Below are 21830 nucleotides of genomic sequence, written 5' to 3' on the forward strand. Positions count from 1 at the left end.
CGCCTGGCGAGCGCCGGTCCGCTCCGGGCCGACAGCGGCAGCAGCACCGGCTCGCCGTCGCCGGACGGTTCGGCCGGCTGCGGCTGTGGCGTGGCCGGCGCGCCCGACAGCACCAGGTGGGAGTTGGTCCCGCCGAAGCCGAAGGAGCTGACCCCGGCCAGCCGGGCTGGCCGGCCGCCAGGCCGGTCCGGCCAGCGCTGCCCGTTGCCGGCCGCGACCCGCACGGCCAGGCCGTCCAGCCCGGACAGCGGGCTGGGCCGCTCGAAGTGGACGGTCGGCGGGATCTCACCGTGGTGCAGGGCCAGCGCTACCTTGATCAGACCGGCGATGCCGGCCGCCGCCTCCAGGTGGCCGAGGTTGGACTTGGCCGAACCGACGACCAGCGGGCGGCCGTCGGGCCGGCCCGCCAGCAGCACCTCCACCAGCGCCCCGAGCTCGATCCGGTCGCCGACCGCGGTGCCAGTGCCGTGCGCCTCGACGTAGTCGACCGCCGCCGCGTCCACCCCGGCCGCGGTGTAGGCCGAGCGCAGCAGCGCCTCTTGGGCTGGCCGGCTGGGCGCGGTCAGCCCGTTGGTACGGCCGTCGGAGTTGAGCGCGCCGGCCCGGATCACCGCGTAGACGCGGTCACCGTCGGCGACCGCCTGTGACAGCGTCTTGAGCACCACGACCCCGGCGCCCTCGGCGCGGACGTAGCCGTCGGCCCGGTGGTCGAACGGCTTGCACCGGCCGTCGGCCGCCATCAGCCCGCCGCGGCTGAAGCTCAGGGCGATCCGCGGACTGGTGATGACGTTGACCCCACCGGCCAGCGCCAGCTTGGTCTCGCCGGCCCGCAGCGCCTGGCAGGCCAGGTAGACCGCGACCAGCGACGACGAGCAGGCGGTGTCGACAACCAGGCTCGGCCCGCGCAGGTTCAGGCAGTACGAGAGGCGGTTGGCCACGATGCTCAGCACGCCGCCGGTCCCGTCGTAGGGCTCGGCGCCGTCGAGGGTGCTGAACATGGCGATACCGTGGTCGAACGTGGAGGCACCCAGGTAGACACCGGTGCTCGACCCGGCCAGCCCGCTCGGTGCGACCCCGGCGTCTTCGAGGGCCTCCCAGGCCACCTCCAGCGCGATCCGCTGCTGGGGGTCCATCCGCGACGCCTCGCGCGCGGCGATGCCGAAGAACTCGGCGTCGAAGCCCTCGACGTCGTCGAGGAAACCCCCCCAGCGGGTGTTCATCTTGCCGGCGGTGGCCGGGTCCGGGTGGTACAGCGCGGCCGCGTCCCAGCGGGCGGGCGGGACGTGGCCGACCGCGTCGACGCCGCCGGTCAGCAGCCGCCAGTACGCCTCCGGGCCGGCGGCGCCCGGGACCCGGCAGCCGATCCCGACGATCGCGACCGGCTCGGGGCCGCCGGTCCCGGTCACCCATCCCCCGCCTACCTCGCCTGCCTCGCCGGCATCGCTGGCCAGGCCGGCCACGAAGGCCGCGGCCGCGCCGATTGTCGGGTAGTCGTAGGCCAGCGTGGGTGACAGCGGCCGGCCGATGTGGCGCTGGAGGTCGTCGGATAGTTCCACCGCCTGCATCGACGTCAGCCCGAGGGCGATGAACTCGATGTCGCTGTCGATCGTGTCCGGCTCGGCCCCGGTCACTTCGGCGATCCGGGCGAGGAGCCAGGCGGCGATCGCGTCGATGCCGGTCACTGTGCCCTCCCCGCCGGCTCGGCCACCGGCAGCCGGGCAGGCGTCAGTTCGCCGGCCAGGTAGGCGTCGCGGCAGGCCCGGCGGCGGACCTTCCCACTGGACGTCCGCGGCACCGCGCCCGGCGCGACGAGCACCAGGTCGTCGACGTTGATCCCATGTTCGGCGGCGACCGATGCCCGGACGGCCCGCGTGATCTCGGCCAGCGTCGGCACGGTGCTGGCCGCTGCACCCGCCCAGGCGCCGGCCGGCCGGGCCATTTCGGCCACGATCACCAGCTTCTCCCCGCCGTCGCCGTCATCGTGGGTGACGGCGAACGCGGCGCATCCGCCGCCACCCCGGATCCATGGGTGGGCGGCCTCGACAGTGGCCTCCAGATCCTGGGGATAGTGGTTGCGGCCGCCCACGATGACCAGGTCCTTGAGCCGGCCAGTGATGAACAGCTCGCCGTCGTACAGCACGCCCAGGTCGCCGGTGCGCAGGAACGGCTGGTTACCGTCAGAGACGAGCCGGGCCGCGAAGGTACGCTCGCTCTCCTCGGGCCGCCCCCAATATCCGCCGGCGAGGTCCGGGCCGCCGACCCAGACCTCGCCGACACGGCCCGACGCGCGCGGCTGGCCGGTGTCAGGGTCGACGATCTCTACCCGGCGCTCCCCGGTCGGCGCGCCGACCCCCACGATCGTCTGGCTCCCACCCGGTACCAGCCGCCCGGCGGCCAGCGCCGCTCGGTCGACCCGCAGCATCCGCGGCTGGGCGCCGGCCGTCGACACGGTGGTGATCAGGACGTTCTCGGCGAGGCCGTAGGCGGCGCGCAGGGCCTTCGGGTCGAATCCGTGGGGCCGATAGGCCGCCGCGAACGCGTCAAGGGTCGCCGGTCGGACCGGCTCAGCGCCGTTGAACGCGACCCGCCAGCTCGTCAGGTCCAGCTCGGCCCGTTCATCCGGCGGGACCCGCCGGACGCACAGGTCATAGCCGAAGTTCGGGGCGCCGGCAACGGTACCCCGGTAACGGGTGATAGCGGTCAGCCAGCGGACCGGCCGCTGCACGAATACCAGCGATGGCATGAGGACGGCCGAGGCGCCCAGGTAGAACGTCTGGAGCACTTTGCCGATCAGACCCATGTCGTGGAACAACGGCAACCAGGACACGATCACGTCGTCGGCGCCGAGGCCCATACCGTCCGCCTGCACCCGGGCGTTGCGCAGCAGCGCCTCATGGGTGACCATGACGCCCTTCGGCGTCGAGGTGGAGCCCGATGTGTACTGCAGGAAGGACAGGTCATCGGGCCGGGGCGGGACGGCCTGCCGGGCGGCCTCGACGCCCGGTCCGGCCATCCACACGTCGGGCCCGATGCCGAGCCACCGCGGCGCATCCAGCTCGGGGGCGAACCGAGTGATCTGTGCACGCAGGTCACCCCGGCCGCCGGTGAGCACGGCCGTCGCCGCGCAGTCGCGGGCGATGGCCCGAAGCGTGGCTATCCGGCGCGCCGACCCCACGGGCGTGGGGACCGCCAACGGCACGGCCACCACCCCGGCATGCTGGCAGGCCATGAAGGCGACGATGTAGTCAGCGATGTCGTTTTCGAGGATGAGCGCCCGGTCGCCCGGGGCGCAGACGTCCAGCAGGCGGGCCGCGAGCGTGCGGGCGGCCGCCGCGAGGCGCTCGTAGGTAATCGAGACGCCTTCCTGTCGGCCGTCGGGAAGGACGGTGCAGAAGGTTTTTGATCCCCGTTCCCGCGCGTGTTCGGTCAGTAGCGCGGCGATCGTCGTCGGCCGCGGCGAGGAACGCACATTCAGCTCCTTGGACAGACGCCGTGCGGTACGGGCAGTATCGAGCCGGCGGGCGTTTCCGGCAGCAGTGAACGCGGGGTAGTGACCGCGCCGCGGCGTCGATGGCTGGGAAAGTAGCGGGCCGGTCCCGAGTGCCCGTGCCAGAAATACACGACCAACGCACGGACTTCGATCACAACCCGGTCACAAACATAACCGGGAAGAACGCCGCGGTCAACCCTCGGTGAGTTGCCAGACAGTCTTCATCGTGTTTTTCCTAGTACCGGCGTTACCATGATTAATGCCGCTCGGCTTAAATGCCTAGCCGGGTAGCGATAATGCTAGTACCGGGTCGTCAATGTGACAGACCAGCGACTTTTGCCGCGTACCAGTGATTGGTATCTTCTGCTCGTTCCGCAAAGAAAAAGATGTTCGTATCCCGCACTGGTGTGCACAGGGCGGATCACTCTTTCGGAACTGGGGGGGCCTCAGTGGTCGCCGCTGGACGTTGCTCGGGGTATGTCGGATGCCAGGCGGATGCGTCGCGAGGCGCTGGCTGGCGCCGGCAGGCCCTGGGTGAACTTCCGGCGGCGACCACTAAGGTGCGCGTCACCGCCGGGCAGTGCGGACTCCAGCTCCGGAGCAAAGGAGAATTATCCGTTCCGCGCAATGGATGGAGTCCAGCGTATGACTGTCATAGATCGCAGGAGACTACTCGGACTCGCGGTTGGTGGTGGTGTCACGGCCGCCACCACCGCGGTCATCGGCAATCCGTCGGCATTCGCCGACAGCAACGTGAGCGGACGGCGGGCCATCGTCATCGGGTCCGGGTTCAGCGGCTCGGTGGCCGCGTTGCGGCTGGGCCAGGCCGGGATCCGCACGCTGGTCCTGGAACGCGGGCAGCGTTACCGCTATAGCCCAACCGAAGCTGTGTTCAGCACCGAACTGAACCCGTCGAGTTCCATGTTCTGGTTCCAGGACACGATGATCTGGCCAGGGGTCCCGGAGACGCCGATCGACCGCGTGCCCGGGCTCATGCAGATTGTGGTGGCCAACGGGATCGAAATGGCCTGCGCGGCCGCGGTCGGCGGCGGCTCGGTGGTCTACGCGGGGTGCACCGTGCAGCCGCCGCGCAAGTACTTCGAGGCGCTGTTCCCGGCCGGCGTTTCCTACAGCGAACTCGACCGCGTCTATTACCCGCGGGTGCGCAGGATGCTCAATACGCAGACGGTGCCCGACGATATCTACCGCTCGGACCCGTTCACCCATGCCCGGGCATACGACGACCAGATGCGAGCGGCCGGCTTCCCTACCACCCCGGTGATGACCGACTTCAACTGGGACAAGGTACGGGGCGAGCTTGCTGGGAAGCTGCGCCCGTCGGCTACTGTCGGTGAATCAAGTTTCGGTAACAGTGACGGCGCCAAAAATGACACAACGCAGAACTACCTGCCGGCTGCGGTGAGTACCGGTAATGTACAGATCAACCCGCTTACCGAGGTCACCGGAATCCGCTCGTGCAAGGGCGGCGGGTACGCGGTCGAGGTACGCCAGCTCGCCACCGACGGCAGCGTCGTCAGCACCCGTGAACTGACCACCGACCTGCTGTTCCTGGCCGCTGGTTCGATTAACACCACCCGGCTGCTGGTCGCGGCCCGGGAGACGGGAGCGCTGCCGAACCTGTCCGCCGCGATCGGTTCGAACTGGGGCACCAACGGTGACGCGTTCACCTTCCGGGGCTTCTCCGGCCCGACCGGCGCCACCCAGGCCGCGCCATGCGTGTCCACGACGTTCCTCGACGGGAACTTCGGAATCCCGGTGCGGGTCGAGAACTGGTGGCTGATCAATTTCAATGGAACCCCGAACCTTGCTCAGTTCAGCGTCGCGGTCGATATGGATAACCGCGGCACGTGGACATACGACCGGGCAACCGCGCAGGTGAACCTGGCTGATTGGGACGCGTCCAAGAATGTCCCGGCCGAAGCCGCGCCGATCGCGTTCAACCAGATGCTCGTCGACAAGGGCATCGCCGGACAGGGGCCGCCGGCTCCCACCGGAATCACCGCGCACCCGCTCGGCGGATGCGAACTCGGCAAGGCCACCGACCTTTACGGCCGGGTCAAGGGATACAAGGGCTTGTACGCGATCGATGCCTCGGTCATCCCGGGCAACGTCGGCGGTGCGAACCCCAGCTTCACGATCGCGGCGCTGGCCGAACGAGCGTTAGACAATATCATCGCAGCCGGCTTCTGATCGTAGGGGAGAGCCCCAGCCGGGGCTCTCCCCTCCCGCTGCGCTCCCGTCACGACGTTGTACGCCGCGACGACCGCAGGGTTGGCAGCACGGCCGCACGCATCACCCAGAACGCGACCGGGCGGGGCAGGTAACGGCCGAAGAACGCCTGCGACTTCGCCGCGGCCCCGGGCACTACCACCCGGCGCGCGTCCTTCAGCCCAGCCAGCGCCTCCCCCGCCACCCGTTCCGGTGTCTTCCAGGCAAACCAGCGGGTCGATTCGATGTCACCGATGCCCCCGACGGCGGAGAACTCGCTGCGCACCGGCCCGGGAGCCAGCAACGTACAGGTCACGCCGGTGCCGGCCATCTCCTCGTGCAGCGCCTCGGCGAACGAGTTCACGAACGCCTTCGACGCCGCGTACGTGGCCGCGGTCGGGACCGGCTGGACACCAGCCGTCGACCCGGTGAACAGAATGGCCCCGGAGCGCCGCTCGAGCATGCCGGGTAGAACGGCCATGGTGAGGTCGTGGACGGCGGCCACGTTGACCTCGACTTCCTCGATCTCCCGGGCAGGGTCGTTCGCCGTGAGCACACCGCAGGTCGGGAAGCCAGCATTGTTGCACAGCACCGCCACCGGCACGGCGGCCAGCGCGTCGCGCAGCCGGGCCCGTTGGCCCCGGTCAGCCAGGTCGCACACGCTGATCTCGATATCGACACCGTGTGCGGCCCGCAGCTCCTTGGCGAGGCGCTCCAGCACGTCGCCACGGCGGGCCACGAGCCACACCGGATGTCCGTGGGCGGCCAAGCCTCGGGCCAGCGCCTCGCCGATGCCAGACGAAGCCCCTGTCACCACGGCCCACGGCCGAGCCGGGGTCCCCCCGCCGCTGAACGGCCGGTACTCATCGGGTGAGCCGCTCATCGCCCGGTCCGGACCGGGATCGGCGCGCCGATCGCCTCGATCATCCGGTCACCGGCGTTACGTCCGGAGCGGCAGCACGACTCCAGCGAGACCCCCAACAGGTAGTCGCCAGCCAGCTCCAAGCCGGGAACGCCGGCCACGGCCTGAGCGACCTCACGGAGGAACTCGCCATGGAAAGGCAGGTAAGCGCAATAGGCCGCGTTCCAGGTCCGCCCGCCGGTGGTGACCCGCTTGGCTCGGCTGGCCCCCAGATAGCGGACGAGACGTTCCTCGGTCTCCCCCACCCAGTCGTCCAGGGTTGCCTGCTCCTGATCGCCGATCCGGCCCGGTCGGCCGCTGTAGGTGTAGCGGACGATGTGGCGTGACTCCATGGCGTAGGACCCGGCGTTACTGCACGGGCCGTTGTCGTTGATGGCAAGCGCCCGCACCTCAGGGGTGAAGATCGGCCGGTCGTACTCGACCAGGACGACCGACGAGCCGAAGTAACGTACCTCCGACAGCCGTTTGGACAGCCACGGCATCTCCGACAGCACGATGTCGGCCGTCGCGTACGCCGGGGTCGCGATGACGATGCCGTCGTAGGAGCGCTCGCTGTCCACCCCGTCCGTGGACAGCCGCAGCCCCACGGCCGCGCCGTCGCGCATGACCAGGCCTTCGACCGTCGTGCCGAGCCGGACCGTGACCCGGCGGGACAGCGCCTCCAGAGCCGGCTGGATGCCGCCGGTGAGCTGGTCGTAGGTGTCCATCAGCAGGGACAGGTTGGTGCCGAAAGTACCCAGGTAGACCTCGTCTGGTTCCGCCCCGTTCATCCGGACGGTGATCGGCCGCAGCAGCGTCTTGGTGACCTTCGGGCTGAAGTGGCCGGACAGCGGCACGTGGTCGTGGCTGCTGGACAACGCGGTGAAGTAGCTGGAGCCGAGGAAACGGTTGGTGTCATCGAGCCGGATCCGGGCCGCGAGCAGGCCGAGCCGGGCCAGGTCGCGCGGGGTCGCCATCCGACGGATGTTGTTCAAGCTGGAGCCGCGCCGGGTGCTGTCGATGGTGAGCACCTCGTCGTCCTTCATGAACGACTGGTTGATGCCGAACGGCTCCCACGGGTAACTGCCCAGGGCCGCGGTGAACGAGCGGAACGCGCTGTACTTGCGCCCGATGTTCTTCCCGCCCATCATCACCTGTTTGTCGCCGAGCTTGCCGACGCCGAACCGGCCGCCGAGCACCGGATCACGTTCGATCAGCTCGACGTCGTGCCCAGCCTGCTCAAGCCGTAGCGCGGCCGAGAGACCGGAGATTCCGCTGCCGACGACGGCGACCCGCTGGGCCTCGCCTGTCTTTCTCGCGCCCACGATGGTCTCCTCCGGGGAATGGATGCGGTGGGTGGGCGGGCCGAGCCTCGCCCGTTGGCTGGTTCAGGCGGGTCGGTTCAACCGGCACAATCGGCCGCGACCCCAGCCCGCCAGGCCGGGAGCTGGTCGCGGGTGAATTCCGCCAGGTCCTTGCCGCTCTCCTGGTGGCGCGCCAGCTGGCGCGCGTAGTGACGCATGGCGTCCTGGGCGGGCTTGCGGCTGACCAGCGCCAGGAAACGGGCCCGTTCCATGGCCATCCCACGGCGCAGGCTGACCGAACCACCGACGTAGACGGCCTGTTTGGCCGCCCGCACCGCCATCGACGAGCGGGCCGCGAGACGGGTGGCGGTCTGGTGGGCCAGCTCCGCGACCTCCTTGCTCTCGACACGGTGGTGGGCGATGCCGATCTCGACCGCCGCCCGCGGGTCAACCAGACAGCCTTCGAGAAGGAACTCAACCGCCTTCGCCGGGCCGATGGCGCGAGCGATGATCTGGCTGCCGCCCCCGCCAGGAATCAGCCCGAACAGGCCCTCGTGCAGCCCCATCCGGTATGGCCCGTCGCCGACGATCCGGATATCGCAGGCCAGCGCCAGCTCAAAACCGCCCCCAAGCGCGGAGCCGTCGATCGCGGCGACGAACACCGTGTCGCTGTCGCGCATCCGGCGCACGACCTCGTGGAAACCGAGGAGCGCGGCGACACCGGCGGCCGGGGTGCGCCCCACCAGACCGCGCAGGCCGGGTGTCCGCAGCAGGCCGGCGACCAGCCACAGCGCCGGGTAGGCGGTGCGTGGCGTCACCGGCAGGCTGAGCCCGTCAGCGACAGCGAGGACCTCCCCCAGGTCGTAATGCCCGATGAAGGTGTTAGGTACCGCGCTGGCCAGCACGACTGCCCGCACCGTCGGATCGTGCCGGGCCGCCTCGAGCACAGCGCTCAGCTCACCCATCGCGGAGGTGGTGATCAGGTTGAAGGGTGGGTTGTTGAACCGCACGGTGAGAACCGCGCCATCCCTCTCGGTCTCCACAAAGCTCATCGCGGTCCTCATTTCTGTGGGGGCAGAGCCTGTTCGCGGGAGCGGCCGGCGATGCCACGCGCACAGCACCCGCCGATGTCGGCCGGCCGGCGTTACACGAGCTTGTCCAGGACAGCCGACAGCGCTGTCACCACCTCCCCGGCGGCCCGCTCACCGGAGGACAGCGCCCCGTCCATCCCGCCGTAGTTGTCCAGGGCGGTCTCGGCCCCGGCCCAGTGGATCCGGCCGGTCGGTTCCCGTAGCCCGCGTATCGGGCCGGTCAAGGAACCGGGGGTGGCGATACCGAAGTAGCAGCCGCGGGTCCACTCCTCGGCCGCCCAGTCCTTCTCCAGGTACTGGCGGGGCCGGGCGGCCAGCGGCCCGAACAGCCGTGTGAAGGAGGCCAGTACCTTCTCCCGCCGCTCGTCCGCCGGCCGGGCCGCCAGGGCCCGGGCCCGATCGCCCGGCACGAAGCCGACCAGCACACCGGGGCGTCCGGACGGCGGCGAGTTGTCGAAGGTGCCGGTCACCGGTCCCTGCGTACTCAGAGCCCGGCCGGACAGGCCCTCGTCCCGCCAGAACGGCCTGTCATAGACGGCCGCGACCTTGATGACGTGGGCCATCGGCAGACTCGCGATCGCCTGGTGGCGCGCGGCGGGCAACGGCGGGTCGAACCGAATCTGCCCGACCAGCGCGGGCGGAACAGCGACGATCACCCGTCGCGCCCGGATCCGGGCGCCGCCCGCCTCGACGTCGACCCCGGTCCCATCGTCGCGGACGGTCGTGACCGGGCGATCGCACAGCAGCCGGTCACCCAGCTCCGTGGCGAGGTGATCGGACAGCCGCTGCGCCCCGCCAACGACCCGGAAGGCAAGGTCGTTGGCTGTGGTCGCGTCGAAGCTGCCGGCCGCGCCGATGTGGGCGAGCGCCTGCAGCATCGTGAGCTGATGCGGCTCAGCCCCCCAGACCGTAGCGATGGCGGTGCGCAGAACCGAACGGCCCTCCGTGGTGTGGACCGCCCGGTCAAGCCAGGCCCCGACCGTCATCCGCGACCATTTCTCGGCCTGGGCCGCGTCCCAGGGCGCGGCGGCCGGGACCCGGCGCGCCTCGCGGTCGAGCCGGAACCGGGCCAGTCCCACGTCGAGCAGCGCGGCCGGCCGCAACGGAGGCACCTTGCGTCGCTGCCGCCGGACCTCCCCGGAGACCTCCAGCAGGTCGTTGCCCTGGCTATAGGTCTCGAACAGCTCGATCCCGGCGCTGGCGGCCAGCGCGCGGGCCCGCTTGTTGCGGCCAGCCAGCCACTGCCCACCCATCTCGACGACGCAGGAGCCGTGGCCGCTCGGCTCGCTCACGACCCGGCCGCCGACCCGGCCGCGGGCCTCCAGAACCACCGGTGCCAGGCCAGCCCGCAGCGCCACCCGGCCGGCCATCAAGCCGGCCAGACCGGCCCCGACCACCACCACGTCCGCTTCGTCGGGGATCCCGGCCCCGCGCATCGTCGCCTCGCCACCCATGGCCGCTAAGCCCGCGCCTGGTCGGTGGCCAGCGCGTAATGGACGCCGGTGGCTGCCTCGGAGACGTCCCACAGGTGGGCGGCGACCTCGGTATCGCGTGCCCGCTTGCTGGCCTTGGCCGCTCCCGGGTAGCCCCGGTAGCCCATCAGCTTGCTCGGCCCGACGAAGGCACCGCCGGGCAGGTCGGGCAGTGTCGCCGCGCACAGAATCGGCAGCGCGCCCATCCGCGGGCTGACCGCGAATGCCTTGTTACTGACGGCCATGCCCGTCCGTACCGGGCCCTTGAGCCCGGCCAGCTGGAGGTTGGTCGCCGCGTAGCCGGGGTGGGCGGCGACGCTGCGCAGCGTGCCCCCAGCCCGGCGATCGAGTTCGAAGGCGAACAGCAGGTTGGCCAGCTTGGCCTGGAAGTAGGCGCCATAGCGCCGGTAGCGGCGCTCCCGCTGCAGGTCGTCAAAGGTGATTTTCCCGTAGGCGTGCAGAGTGCTGCTCACGGTGACGACGCGCGGATCGGAGGCGGCCAGCAGATTGGGCAGCAGCAAGCCGGTGAGCGCGAAGTGGCCGAGGTGGTTGGTGCCGAGCTGGAGCTCGAAGCCGTCGGCGGTCGTCCGCTTCGGCGTCGCCATCACACCAGCGTTGTTGATCAGCAGGTCGAGCCGCGTGTTCTCCCGGCCGAAATCGGCGGCGAATTTGCGCACCGAACCGAGGTCAGCCAGGTCCAGCGTCCGCGCCTGGACCTGGCCGCCGGGTGCGGCGGCCCGAATCTCGGCGGCCGCGGCCTCGCCGCGGCTGATGTCGCGGCAGGCCAGCAGGACCTGGGCGCCCGCCCTGGCCAGCTCGCGTGCGGTGATGAAACCCAGACCACCATTCGCGCCGGTCACGATCGCTGTCCGACCGCTCTGGTCGACGATCGCGTCTTCGCTCCACTTCTTCTGGATGCGGAGCTTGCCGCCTTGGTTCGCCATTGTTTTCTCCCTGGACTGTCGCGGTCACTCGCTCTGGAGCAACCGCTTTCCTACGTTGACGGGGACATAGCCGCCTCCGGCCCACCGGCCATGCGCACCACTTGCTCTTCGAGTTCACCAATAGTAGCGAGTTCGGCGAACACGTCGGCGGGAATCTTGGCACCGAGTGACTCCTCCATGGCGGTCGTAATCTCCACGACCGTCAGGGAGTCGATGTCGAGCTCGGTGAAGGTGGTCGTGCGCGCCAGCCCGTCGATGTCGACCTGGGCGATTTCACGGACGACCGATCGCAGCAGAATGAGAGCGTCGTTGGTGGACATTTCTCTGCCTCCGCAAGAAGGTGAATGAACGGTCAGGGCATCCGGACGACCTGGCCGGCCCAGCTCAGGCCGGCGCCGAAGGCCAGCAGAAGTACCAGGTCACCGGAGCTGACCTGCTGCTCGCGGACGAGCCGCGACAGGGCAAGCGGCACCGATGCCGCCGACGTGTTGCCGGTGTCCACGACATCGGTGGCCACGACGGCGCCGTGCGAGGCGACTGTGCGCGCGACCGCCTCGACAATGCGCAGGTTGGCCTGATGGGGAACGATCGCGGCGAGGTCCGCCGGGCGGACGCCGGCCTCATCGCACACGTGGCGGGCCAGCGGGGCGACGTGGGTCATGGCCCACCGGTAGACGTTGCGGCCGTCCATCCGGATGGCCCAGTCACCGTCGGGTACGGCGATGAACCGGGCGCCCGAACCGTCGCTGCCCCACACAACTGGGCCGATGTCGGGTTCGCTCGAGGGGCCAACCGTGGCCGCGCCGGCGCCGTCGCCGAACAGGACGCAGACGCCCCGGTCCTCCCAGTCGATCCAGTCGGCGGTGAACCGCTCTGACCCGACGACCAGCACATGGCGGGCAGACCCGCGGCAGACCAGGCTGGCCGCCACCTCCAGCCCGTGGCAGAAGCCAGAACAGGCGGAGTTGAGGTCGAACGCCGCTGGTGACGCGCAGCCCAGCAGCTCCGCGACCATGGACGCACCACCCGGGATCGCCCGTGGGATCGAACAGGTAGCGAGGATCACGACGTCGATGCTGTCGGCGCTCAGCCGGCTCGCGGCCAGCGCTTTCCTGCCAGCCTCGACGGCCATGGACACGACGGTGTCGTCTGGCGCCGCGACATGGCGGGATCCGATCCCGGTCCGGGAGCGGATCCACGTGTCGCTGGTGTCGATGGTCTCGGCCAGCTCGTCATTGGTTACTACTCGTGATGGTCGGTAATCCCCCAGGCCGAGGATGCGGGCGTGTGGCGACCGGACGCGGACGCTCACGTGGCATCCGTGTGCTCACGATAGGTGAACGCCAGCCCGGTTGTGTGCCGGGCCGCCCAGCCATGACTGTCATCGCCGGAAGCCCCGAGAGAAATAAGCTCATCCTCTCCGCGCATATTTTCCCCTTCTTCGGCGGTTATTTGTTCGTCATGCTGACCGTCGGCGAGGTGTTCACACAAGGGTGGCCGTTGTACTGGTGCTGAGGCTGACAGGATGCTGCGAAGCCGCCCAGGGACGGACGCCTGTCATGTGGGTGACAACGAGAATAAATCCGGCAGGAAGCGGGCTAGCATGCGTTCGGTGAGTTCCCACATCTGGCGGGCGGCGTCGGTATCGTAGGAAGGCCCGGATGACCGGGTCAGGCGCGTCTGATCGTAGTACGCGCCATTCGTGGTCACTGTTGGGTCGGTCGCCAGGTGGTGAATATCGCGGGCCGCTCGTTTCGGCGACGACGCGAATGCCAGTGCCGCCAGCACGAAGGCCCGCGGAAAATCCCGGCCAATATCGGTGCGGGTCACGCCCGGATGCATCGCGTTGACGGTGACCATATCGCCGTGGCGGCGGGCCAGCTCGTAGACAAAGTAAAGATTGGCCAGCTTCGATCGGCTGTAGGCGAGGAAGGGATCATAGCCGCGCATGTGATGCGGATCGGTGAAGTCGAAACGCGGCTCGATGTGCCCGCCCAGGCTGGTGTGGTGGCCGGCGCTGTTGACGCAGAGCACCCGGGGCTTGGCGTCCTGCGGCCCGGCCCCGGGCGGCCTCCCCGCGACCAGGAGCGGCCACAGCCGGGCGGTGAGCGCGAACGGCGCCAGATGATGGACGGCCAGGTTCAGTTCCCAGCCCTCATCGGTCAGGATGTGGCGGGGCACCAGGACACCAGCATTGTGGATCAGTATGTCGATATGCTCGGTGCCGGCACTGACCCGTTCGGTGACTGCATCCCAGCCGGACGGCGCGGCGAGATCGGCCACGATCGTCTCCGCTGCCGCGCCGGACCCGGCCAGTTCGGACCGCAGTGCCGCGGCCTTGCTCGGATCGCGGCCGACCGCGAAGAGCCGGTACCCCTCGGCCGCCAGCCGGGTGGCCAGTGACCGGCCGATGCCAGCGGTCGCGCCGGTCAGTACGACGACGCGTGCTGAGGGTCTCGCCATCTTCGACCTTCCTGCTGGAGCAGCGCCTGCCGGGGCAGCGCGCGTTCCGGCGGAGTGCGGCAAGCATACGCACAGTAAACATGTCAGAGATGACATGTCATGCGGCACATCATCATCCGAACGGCGTCCGCATGTCAAGGCTGACATGTACAGTCCGGCTATGTCGCTGCACTACGCGCTGCTCGGCCTGCTGGCCGAGGCCCCGGCCAGCGGATACGATCTCACGGCGCGCTTCGGTGAGGTGCTCGGCCACATCTGGCCGGCCAGACATCCGGCGATCTACGGGGAACTGGGCCGTCTGGCCGAAGACGGATTCATCGAGCTCGAGAGCGAGGGGCCGCGGCGGCGCAAGGCCTATCGGATCACCCCGAAGGGCCTTGAGGAGGTGCGTGCCTGGCTCACCGCCGGCGAAGTTGACCATACCCCGCGCTTGGAGCCGTTGCTGCGCTCCTGCTTCTTCTGGCTCATGGAGCCAGAAGACCTGCGCGCCTACCTGGACCGGGAAGCTGAATACTTCCGCTCGCTCGTCGAGAAGTACACCAGCTATGCCGCGGCGAAGGACCGCGGCGAATTCGGGACCGGGGCTCGTGTCCAGTCCCTGCGGGTCACAGTAGAAGCAGGTATCCGGCTTTACCAGGCGCTGGCCGACTGGTCTGACTGGGCCGCGCGGGTTCCGCCCGCCCAGCCAGATCCAGAAGACGGCATCGAGACGAACCGCTGAGGGCTTGCTTTTCAGAGGCTGCTTCGCGGTGTATATTCAGGCGATCCGTGACGGCATGAACGCCGCCGGGCCGCTCGTCCGCACATGCCCCCGGGACTCAGCGGATCAGGGCAGCGCGATCGACTGGGAATGCCGGAAGACGTTGGTCGGGTCCCAGTGGCCCTTCACCCGTCGCAGCCGCGTGTAGTTATCTTTGTAGTAAAGGGTTGAAAATGGCACCCCGGAGGTGTTGATTGCCGGGTCGATGATATCCGGGTCGGGATTGTTGATGTAACAGCCGTCGGTCTGCTCGTTCGGGATCGGATAGCCGCCGGTGGCGGCGAACGTCTGGCTGTAGAGGTCGCGTAACCAGGCGATGTGGATGGTGTCCTCGGCCGGGCTGATCCAGAAATTTTCGAACAGGGCGTAGACCACCGCGTTCCGGTGGGCGGTCGCCGTCGCGGCTGGTGCCATCGCGTTGATCTGCCCACCGGAGCCGGAGAGCTGCAGCGTCGCGTTCGCGTTCGTGTAGTCCGTGCGCGTCATGTTGATGTAGATCGCCGCGATCTGATCGTCGGTGAAGGACGTGCGCAGGTAGGCCGACTTCACCGCGCTGCGCAGGGTCGGGTCGTACAGCAGGGCCGGGTTGCTGGTGCCGACCAGCCTGGTCGATGCCAGCCAGGCCACCGGCCTGGCTGGGAAGGGCACGGTGATGCCACTGCCGTCGAGCAGCGCGGCCCGGTAGTCGGCCAGCAGCTGGCCGGCGTTGCTCAGTGTCCCGTCGAGCTGGGTGACGAGCTGGATGCCGCCGGTCGGGCCCTGGCGGATGAACATGATCCCAGCCAGCGATGTGTACGGCGAGCTCGGCGCGCTGTTCTGCTCGTGCCAACGGCCGAAGTTGCGCACCAGCGTGGTGAACGAAGCCTGGCTCAGGGCGCTCCACGGCACCGGCACGGAGCTGAGCAGCACCCGGGCCGGCGGACGTGGCAGGGCCGCACCGGGGTCGGTCCCGGTCGCCGATGCGGACCGGAACCAGAAGCGGGTCACCACGCCGAAGTTCCCGCCACCGCCCCCGGTGGTGGCCCACCACAGGTCGTTGTTGGGGTCGGCTGAGCCGCGCGAGGCGATGACCACGCGTGCCTTGCCGTCGCTGCCGACAACCACCATCTCGACAGCGTCGATGTGGTCGGCGACCAGGCCGAACTTCCGGCTCAGCAGGCCGAAGCCGCCGCCGCTGGCGTGCCCGCCGATGCCGACCGTCGGGCACACCCCACCCGGAATCGTCACCCCCCAGTCGCGGTAGAGCAGCTCGTAGATGTGCCCGAGCTGGGCGCCGGCCTCTATCCGGAACGCGGCGCGCTGAGGGTCGAACGAGACACAGGACATTCCGGACAGGTCAAGCAAAATTTTGGTGTCGGGGTTGCTGACGAAGTCGGCGTAACAGTGGCCGCCGCTGCGAACCGACAGCCGTTTGCCGGCGTCGACCGCCTCCTGCACGGCCTGGACGACCTGCGCGGTCGAGCGGACCAGGCGGACGGCGTCCGGGGCCGCGACCCACCGCTGGTTGATTCCCCGGACCAGCTCCGGGTATCGGGCATCGGATGCCGTGACTGACACTGCCGGGGTGACCACGTACCCGGAGCCGGCCGTGCTGTCGGCCGGCGTGGTATTCGCCTGGGCCGCTATGGCTGGCGTGGCGGCCCCGACAGCCACCGCCGTGCCACCGATAAGTATTCCCCGTCGGCTGACCTCACCCATTTCCGTCGCCTCCACATCTGGACAGGTTCGTAACTGCAGGTTCGTAACTGGAAGTGTCAGTTCCCATGAGTTTTGTGTTTCTCGAGAAAACCCGGTTTCGGCAGCGCTGGCACGCATACGTCGCCTCGACGGGAGGCGGCTGTGGTTTTTGATGGTGCTGCTTCTACCAGCCTCGTTGCCGGGAAAGTGCGCGCAACAGCGCGGCCAGTTCGATGAATAGGCTCCGGCGGGGACCGGTGAACGAGTTCAAACCGCCCGAAAAGCGGCAGCAAAGGATCGGTTTATTGGCAGCCTGGGGTACCGCCGGGCTGGCCGGAAAAATGATTCACGGTTTGCGGTTTGCGGTTGAAGGAAAAGCTGGTGGTCAGCCTGGCTGGGCGGGTCACGGCTGCCGGCATTCACGGCGACGACACAGGTGCGGTCAGAGCGGCAAGGACGGCCCGGGCCAGTGCGTGGGCGGCTTCAGACGTGAGTGGCACGTGGCCGAGCAGGAGCGCGTACCAGTAAACGCCGTAGGCGATGTCGACCCCGAGGTCCAGGTCGGCTCTGGTGGGCAGCTCGCCGCGGTCGCGGCCTTGGGCGAGGATCGCGCGCAGTACGTCGCGCCGGGCGGAGGTGAAGCGGTGCAGAGTATCGGCGACGGCCGGGTCCTGCTGGGCTTCAGCCATGATGTGGCGCAGCAGCGCGGCGGCGGTCGGGTCGGCCCCACGGGCGAAAGTAGCGGACAGGAAGGTCTCCAGATCGCCAAGCAGGGTGCCGGTGTCGGGCTGAGGAACGTCGGTGCGGGCGCGTTCGGCCAGGGTTTCCAGCACGATAGCGCCCTTGGACGGCCACCAGCGGTAGATCGTCTGTCGGCCGACGCCAGCGGCGACGGCGATGCCCTCCATGGTCAGCGGCGGTCGATCGGGCCGGCTGAGCAGCGTCCAGACCGCATCGAGGACGGCTTGGCGGGCCTGCTCATTGCGGCGCCGGCCGGTATGCGGCCGGGCCGGGCCGGCAACGTCTTTCATACGGAGGACTGTAGCATTTGTCGGGATGTGTTGTCTCGACAAAGTTGGCGGCCCCGGATCGGCACCGCCGAACGGCGAGAACCGCTACCTGGGTGGGGATGGCTCTGAGCCTCCCGCTCGACTGTCCTCGAGGGGTCGCCATTCAAGACATGGTGCCGTTGGCGATCAAACTGGACACGGACAGTGCGGTGAACCGCTCGAAGCGTTATGTTTCGGCGCGCGTGGGCGAGAGTGGATGACGTCCCGTCATGAACAGACCGCTGCAAACCACGGTGGCGGTGGCTGTGGCGATGGCCATCGCCCCGGGGAAGTCTCGGGCGGACAGCCCGAGGGCGACTGGCGGGAGACCGAGCAGGGCCAGCGCCACGCCCCTCGTCCCGGCTCGGCTGGGCGGGCGGGCCATCACCCACAGGACCGCGGCGAGCAGCGCACCGAAAACCAGCAGCCCGAGGTAGGGGTCGAGGGCTTCGGTGACGTTGTCGGCGTGCCGTTCGGCGGCGCTGGCGCCAGGGTAGATCACGCCGCCGACGATGTCGGGTATCCGGTCGGGGAAGAACGTGATCGCGCTTAGTCCGAGCAGCGCGACAAGCAGGGCGGCGAAGATTCCCGCGCAGAGCGCCGCCATGACGCCCTGCTCCGCGCGGCGGGTGCGTCCGGTGGCCCGCAGCGCGGCGGCGGCGGGCGCACCGAAGACGAGCGGCACCAGCCAACTGCCGTGCCAGGGAAGAGCTGCGGCCAGTGGCGGACCATCCCGCTCGAAGGGCATCACCGCGAACGCCGCCAGCCCCGCGACAAGCCCCGCGCCGGCCCCGGCCGCCAGGCCCGCGCTACCGAAGCAGGCGGCGTGGGCGGTCACTGCCAGGAAGCTCCCCGCGTAGAGCGTCAGCGCGAGCATGACTATCGGTACCGCCTTGGGGCCCGGCCGCAGGAGCCCAGATATGCCACCTTGTACCGCAAGGACCAACAGGCACGACCCCACCAGGGCGTACCCGCCGGCACGCACCACCCGTGCCGCCCGTTCCGGTCGTACCGGGCCAAAGAGCCCCGGGCGGTCGCCGAGCCAGGCCAGCAGCGCCAGGACGAGCACCCCGGGGATGATCTGACCGATCACGTGCGCGGACGCGATCTCACTGATCACCACGAGACACACCGCGGCAGTGGTGGCCACCGGATGCCAGACCGCGCGGGTCCTCACAATCTGTAGCAGGGCGGCCCGGGTACAGCCCAGGGCGAAATGCCAGCGTTCGGAGGGACTGTCGATGGCGGACAGTTCGGCCCGCATCGCGCATCCCCAGTCGTGGCGTGCGGACGGTAGTAATTTGACCACGAGGTCGAGGTACCAGCCCGCCGGCTGCCGGCCGCCGGTCACCACGCGGTCCGCAGGTCGCCGTGGGCGTGCCGCGCGGCTGGCGCCGGGGCGAGGCTGCTCGCCAGCTCCCGACCGGCGCCGGTGAGGCGGTAGAGGTGGCGGGGCGGACGCCCGCCGGAATCGTCCGGCCGCTGTTCCCAGCAGGCTTCCAGCAGCTCCCGGTCGGTGAGGCGGATCAGGATCGGGTACAGCGAGCCGGCTTTGAGACCGACCTGCTGCCCGAGCTCATAGCCGTACCGCCACACCGCGGGTTGTGCGATCAGTGCTTGCAGCACGGCCACGGTTTGCGGAGAGAGACGTCGGGGTCGAGTCATTCCGTAACTCTATCTAGATAGAGTTTGAACGGCCAGTACTCAGCATGGGACGCGCGGAGTCCACCGTGCCCTCCCCTCACGGAACCGGGACCGACGGGTGCCCGGACGGTGTACCGGGGACGGTGAGAGCGGAGCTCACCAGATGCCGCATGAGTGCTGGATCCCCACCGTGATACCGCTGGAGGAACTCCTCGGGCGGTAGGATCACGCGGCCGGCTGACTCGTGGCCCGCTTCCCAGGGGGCGAGCCGTGTGACCGGCGCGGTGTAGATCACCATGTAGGTCACGTCGTCGGCACCGAAGTAGTCGGACTCAATGACCTCGACCAGGGTGAGCTTGCCGAGCCTGACCCGTACCTCTTCCCATGCCTCGCGGCGTACGGTCTGTTCGATCGTTTTCTCGTGCTGTTGCACATGACCGCCGGGGATGTCCAGCCCCCGGGCCAGGTCAGCGGCCACGAGCAAGCCATCGCTGGTCACCGCGACCACCGCGGCGCTGGTCACCGCGTCGAAGGGCGGCTCGGTGGACGCTCCCAGACACGTCAGCGTGACCGGTCCCGCGCGTGTGCCGGGTGTTGGTCGGCGGTCCGTTCTCTCGGCGGTCACAAGCGGTTTCCTATTCTGCCCCGCGTCGTGGGACGACACGAGCCTCGACGACCCGGCCGCGGCCGAGGCAGTCTGCCAACGCCGTGCCCGTGCCGGCCTGCCCGACGGCGTCAGCTCGAAGCCGAAGTACCGCGGCCCTGCCTCGAACTCAGAGCGCCCGGCAATAGGGGACGCGGCGTCGCGGGGCTGGGGTACGCACCTCGCCGCGTTGTCGTCGGTCGCCACCCAGCACCTCCGGTGACTTCCTCCTCGCATCTCGCGATCTACGTACCCCAGCCCCGTTCCTTGATCTACGCTCCTGTTGCCGGGCGCTCTTAACTACTTGCGCCGCCATGGGCCGGTGATCGCGACAGTCAGGCCGTCGCCCTGGATGTTGGCATACAGCCACTTGCTATCCGGGGAGAAGGTCGCGCCGGCCCATTCGCTGTCGCTGACGGCGTTCCGCGCCAATGGGTACGGGGTGCCGTCATCGCCCACGACGATCAGGTAGTTCTCCCCGTCACCGTCTTCGCACAGGATGATCGTACCGCCGTAGGGCGAAACGGTGATGTTGTCGGGACCATCGAAGCGACCGCCCGGAGCAATCCGGACCACCAGCTCGATCGTGGACTTGCGTGGGTTGAACTCCCAGACCTGGCCCTCGTGCACACCGGCAGCCGCGGACCCGGCCTTGGCGTAGCTGGAGACGATGTAGGCCCGGGTCCGGTCCCAGAAGATTCCCTCGGCCTTGGGTACGTGGGTGACCGCCCCGTCGGCGAACTGCTTGCGGACCGACGTGGTTGTCGCGTCCGGGTCCGGTACGTCCACCCAGGTCACCGCGAGCGTGGTGCCGAGCTCGGTGAACACGGAAAGATCGAACGCGCCGGCGGCCTTGAGTGCCTGCAGCTTCCCGCCGGCCCGAAGGCTTCCCGGGCCTCCCAGCGGCTTGGCCGGCAGGAAGCGGTAAAGCAGCCCGTACGGCGAGCCCGCGTCTTCGGTGAGGTAAAGAATGCCGGTCTTGGGATCGACGGCGATCGCTTCGTGCGGGTAACGCCCGAGCGCCTTCAGCGGGACGGCCTCGGTGTCGTGCAGGCGCCCGTAGGGGTCGACCTCGAAGACGTAGCCGTGTTTCTTGGTCAGGAGTGCGTTGGATGCCGGGGTCAGCTCGGTCTCCTCACACGACAGCCAGGTCCCCCACGGGGTGTTGCCGCCGGCGCAGTTGCGGACCGTACCAGCGAGGCTCGCTACCTGTGAGATCAGCTTGTCGCCGTCGAGAACGACCGTGGTGGTTCCGCCGGCCGCGCCCGGGTCGTATTCCAGTCCTGACAGGTGCGGTACCGGGTTCACGGCGCCCGGGGAAAGCTCGTGGTTGCGAACCAGAATGCTGTGGTTGTTCTTCTTGCCAGGGAAGGCGAATGTGCCATCCGGCGCGCCCGGCAGCTTCTCCCCGGTCGGCAGCGTGTCCATGCCGGCGCGGGAGACAACTGTGTAGGTGAATCCCGCGGGAAGATCGACAATCTTCGCCGGGTCGGGGACGAGTTCCCCGTAGCCGTGGAAGTGGAATGGTTCGGCGGCCGACGCGGTCCCGCTGAAGACCGAGCCAACCGCTCCCGACAGGACGAATCCGAGGCTCGCCGTTCCAGTACCGACGATCGCCTGACGACGACTGACAGATATGGGCATGTGTCCCTCCTTGGAATGCCGAATCCGCACGCTGGCAGGCTGACATGGCCACGAAGCGACACAGGATGGAACGGCAGGCGACTACTAGCCTCGGCTGTTCGTATATCCGGCAAGACAGGAGATGACGCCATGTAAGCAGTTGGTCATTCTATCGTAAGCTCGTTGTCGCCTGCCAGTGAAAGCCCGGTCCGGGTAGCTGCCAGGAGGCCCGGTAGCAGGCTGGCGGATCGGTCTGGAAACGGACCGGGTCGGAGCCCAGCGGTGTCGAGCCGATCTGCATCACGTCGCCCGGGGCCATCGCCGTCACCTGCCCGAACGGCCCGTCGGCGCGGTCGGCCGCGGTAGTGCACCTCTTCCGTGCAGGCTACGCCATGCGCCGCGTGGGCCGATCGACTCGAGTTCGGCGGCTGCGACGACCGGCTCGTCGCCGCCGGGGCGCTGCGGCATCAGGTATGTTCAACCGCGCCCGGCCCGTGCCATGCTGACGCGCAACACTGTTACCCGCCGAGGCGTTTCGCG

The 21830-nt window shown here is 69.1% G+C and carries 19 protein-coding genes; 3 read left to right on the top strand and 16 right to left on the bottom strand.

The window, feature by feature from the left end; genetic code table 11:
* Window positions 1-1682: beta-ketoacyl synthase N-terminal-like domain-containing protein (locus tag MJ783_RS07960; protein ID WP_239309640.1), on the bottom strand; the 1682-nt coding region annotated here is incomplete at its 3' end.
* Entirely contained in the window at window positions 1679-3469 is a 1791-nt protein-coding gene (locus MJ783_RS07965; protein ID WP_239309642.1) for a fatty acyl-AMP ligase, read from the bottom strand. The genes MJ783_RS07960 and MJ783_RS07965, both read right to left, overlap by 4 nt.
* A gap of 666 nt (window positions 3470-4135) precedes the next feature.
* Here MJ783_RS07965 and MJ783_RS07970 point away from each other — a divergent pair.
* A complete protein-coding gene (locus tag MJ783_RS07970) occupies window positions 4136-5701 on the top strand; it encodes a GMC oxidoreductase (RefSeq protein ID WP_239309644.1) in 1566 nt (521 codons plus the stop codon).
* 49 nt (window positions 5702-5750) lie between these two features.
* On the opposite strand, the gene MJ783_RS07975 is transcribed toward MJ783_RS07970, so the two are convergent.
* The 7 genes from MJ783_RS07975 to MJ783_RS08010 all read right to left on the bottom strand — a co-directional run bounded on the left by MJ783_RS07975 (window position 5751) and on the right by MJ783_RS08010 (window position 12743).
* Complete coding sequence (locus tag MJ783_RS07975; protein ID WP_239309646.1) at window positions 5751-6602, bottom strand: SDR family oxidoreductase; 852 nt, start codon at window positions 6600-6602, stop codon at window positions 5751-5753.
* Window positions 6599-7945 carry an NAD(P)/FAD-dependent oxidoreductase gene (locus MJ783_RS07980; RefSeq protein ID WP_255720534.1) on the bottom strand — a complete coding sequence of 449 codons (1347 nt, stop codon included), beginning with the start codon at window positions 7943-7945 and terminating at the stop codon, window positions 6599-6601. The genes MJ783_RS07975 and MJ783_RS07980 overlap by 4 nt, the downstream gene beginning before the upstream one ends.
* A 77-nt stretch (window positions 7946-8022) precedes the next feature.
* Complete coding sequence (locus MJ783_RS07990) at window positions 8023-8976, bottom strand: enoyl-CoA hydratase/isomerase family protein (protein WP_239309647.1); 954 nt, start codon at window positions 8974-8976, stop codon at window positions 8023-8025.
* A gap of 92 nt (window positions 8977-9068) precedes the next feature.
* On the bottom strand, window positions 9069-10451 hold the full coding sequence (locus MJ783_RS07995; RefSeq protein WP_239309649.1) for an FAD-dependent oxidoreductase: 1383 nt from the start codon (window positions 10449-10451) through the stop codon (window positions 9069-9071).
* 23 nt (window positions 10452-10474) lie between these two features.
* Window positions 10475-11431, bottom strand: a complete 957-nt coding sequence (locus MJ783_RS08000) for an oxidoreductase (RefSeq protein ID WP_239309651.1) — start codon at window positions 11429-11431, stop codon at window positions 10475-10477.
* Window positions 11432-11481: 50 nt separating this feature from the next.
* Window positions 11482-11751, bottom strand: coding sequence for an acyl carrier protein (locus MJ783_RS08005; protein WP_239309653.1), 270 nt, complete (start codon window positions 11749-11751; stop codon window positions 11482-11484).
* 32 nt (window positions 11752-11783) lie between these two features.
* Entirely contained in the window at window positions 11784-12743 is a 960-nt protein-coding gene (locus tag MJ783_RS08010; protein ID WP_239309655.1) for a beta-ketoacyl-ACP synthase III, read from the bottom strand.
* Window positions 12744-12754: 11 nt separating this feature from the next.
* Here MJ783_RS08010 and MJ783_RS08015 point away from each other — a divergent pair, with 11 nt between their 5' ends.
* Window positions 12755-12946 (top strand): hypothetical protein, encoded by a 192-nt coding sequence (locus tag MJ783_RS08015; protein ID WP_239309657.1) that lies wholly within the window; start codon window positions 12755-12757, stop codon window positions 12944-12946.
* 42 nt (window positions 12947-12988) lie between these two features.
* Here the strand turns inward: MJ783_RS08015 and MJ783_RS08020 are convergent, their stop codons facing one another.
* Window positions 12989-13894, bottom strand: coding sequence for an SDR family NAD(P)-dependent oxidoreductase (locus tag MJ783_RS08020; protein WP_239309659.1), 906 nt, complete (start codon window positions 13892-13894; stop codon window positions 12989-12991).
* Between the two features lie 145 nt (window positions 13895-14039).
* Between MJ783_RS08020 and MJ783_RS08025 the strand changes: the two genes are divergently transcribed.
* Window positions 14040-14615: a helix-turn-helix transcriptional regulator gene (locus tag MJ783_RS08025; RefSeq protein ID WP_308194830.1), complete on the top strand. Its 576-nt coding sequence runs from the start codon at window positions 14040-14042 to the stop codon at window positions 14613-14615.
* Between the two features lie 105 nt (window positions 14616-14720).
* Here MJ783_RS08025 and MJ783_RS08030 read toward each other — a convergent pair whose 3' ends face one another.
* The 6 genes from MJ783_RS08030 to MJ783_RS08055 form a co-directional block, all read right to left on the bottom strand.
* A complete protein-coding gene (locus MJ783_RS08030; protein WP_239309661.1) occupies window positions 14721-16352 on the bottom strand; it encodes an FAD-binding protein in 1632 nt (543 codons plus the stop codon).
* A 398-nt stretch (window positions 16353-16750) separates the two neighbouring features.
* Window positions 16751-17362: a TetR/AcrR family transcriptional regulator gene (locus MJ783_RS08035; protein WP_239309662.1), complete on the bottom strand. Its 612-nt coding sequence runs from the start codon at window positions 17360-17362 to the stop codon at window positions 16751-16753.
* Window positions 17363-17567: 205 nt separating this feature from the next.
* The gene (locus tag MJ783_RS08040) at window positions 17568-18731 is read right to left on the bottom strand and encodes a hypothetical protein (protein ID WP_239309664.1); all 1164 of its coding nucleotides are present in this window, start codon (window positions 18729-18731) and stop codon (window positions 17568-17570) included.
* The gene (locus MJ783_RS08045) at window positions 18728-19006 is read right to left on the bottom strand and encodes a PadR family transcriptional regulator (RefSeq protein WP_239309666.1); all 279 of its coding nucleotides are present in this window, start codon (window positions 19004-19006) and stop codon (window positions 18728-18730) included. The genes MJ783_RS08040 and MJ783_RS08045 overlap by 4 nt, the downstream gene beginning before the upstream one ends.
* A 115-nt stretch (window positions 19007-19121) precedes the next feature.
* Window positions 19122-19874: an NUDIX hydrolase gene (locus MJ783_RS08050; protein WP_239309668.1), complete on the bottom strand. Its 753-nt coding sequence runs from the start codon at window positions 19872-19874 to the stop codon at window positions 19122-19124.
* A 93-nt stretch (window positions 19875-19967) separates the two neighbouring features.
* A complete protein-coding gene (locus tag MJ783_RS08055; protein ID WP_239309700.1) occupies window positions 19968-21305 on the bottom strand; it encodes an alkaline phosphatase PhoX in 1338 nt (445 codons plus the stop codon).
* Window positions 21306-21830: the final 525 nt, after the last annotated feature.

The sequence above is a fragment of the Protofrankia sp. Cj3 genome, from assembly GCF_917627355.1.
Lineage (GTDB): Bacteria > Actinomycetota > Actinomycetes > Frankiales > Frankiaceae > Protofrankia.

Excerpts from the sequence above, each read along its gene's own strand:
- MJ783_RS07970 (WP_239309644.1), top strand. The coding sequence starts at position 4,136 with ATGACTGTCATAGATCGCAGGAGACTACTCGGACTCGCGGTTGGTGGT.
- MJ783_RS07975 (WP_239309646.1), bottom strand. The coding sequence starts at position 6,602 with ATGAGCGGCTCACCCGATGAGTACCGGCCGTTCAGCGGCGGGGGGACC.
- MJ783_RS07990 (WP_239309647.1), bottom strand. The coding sequence starts at position 8,976 with ATGAGCTTTGTGGAGACCGAGAGGGATGGCGCGGTTCTCACCGTGCGG.
- MJ783_RS07995 (WP_239309649.1), bottom strand. The coding sequence starts at position 10,451 with ATGCGCGGGGCCGGGATCCCCGACGAAGCGGACGTGGTGGTGGTCGGG.
- MJ783_RS08000 (WP_239309651.1), bottom strand. The coding sequence starts at position 11,431 with ATGGCGAACCAAGGCGGCAAGCTCCGCATCCAGAAGAAGTGGAGCGAA.
- MJ783_RS08005 (WP_239309653.1), bottom strand. The coding sequence starts at position 11,751 with ATGTCCACCAACGACGCTCTCATTCTGCTGCGATCGGTCGTCCGTGAA.
- MJ783_RS08020 (WP_239309659.1), bottom strand. The coding sequence starts at position 13,894 with ATGGCGAGACCCTCAGCACGCGTCGTCGTACTGACCGGCGCGACCGCT.
- MJ783_RS08025 (WP_308194830.1), top strand. The coding sequence starts at position 14,040 with ATGTACAGTCCGGCTATGTCGCTGCACTACGCGCTGCTCGGCCTGCTG.
- MJ783_RS08030 (WP_239309661.1), bottom strand. The coding sequence starts at position 16,352 with ATGGGTGAGGTCAGCCGACGGGGAATACTTATCGGTGGCACGGCGGTG.
- MJ783_RS08035 (WP_239309662.1), bottom strand. The coding sequence starts at position 17,362 with ATGAAAGACGTTGCCGGCCCGGCCCGGCCGCATACCGGCCGGCGCCGC.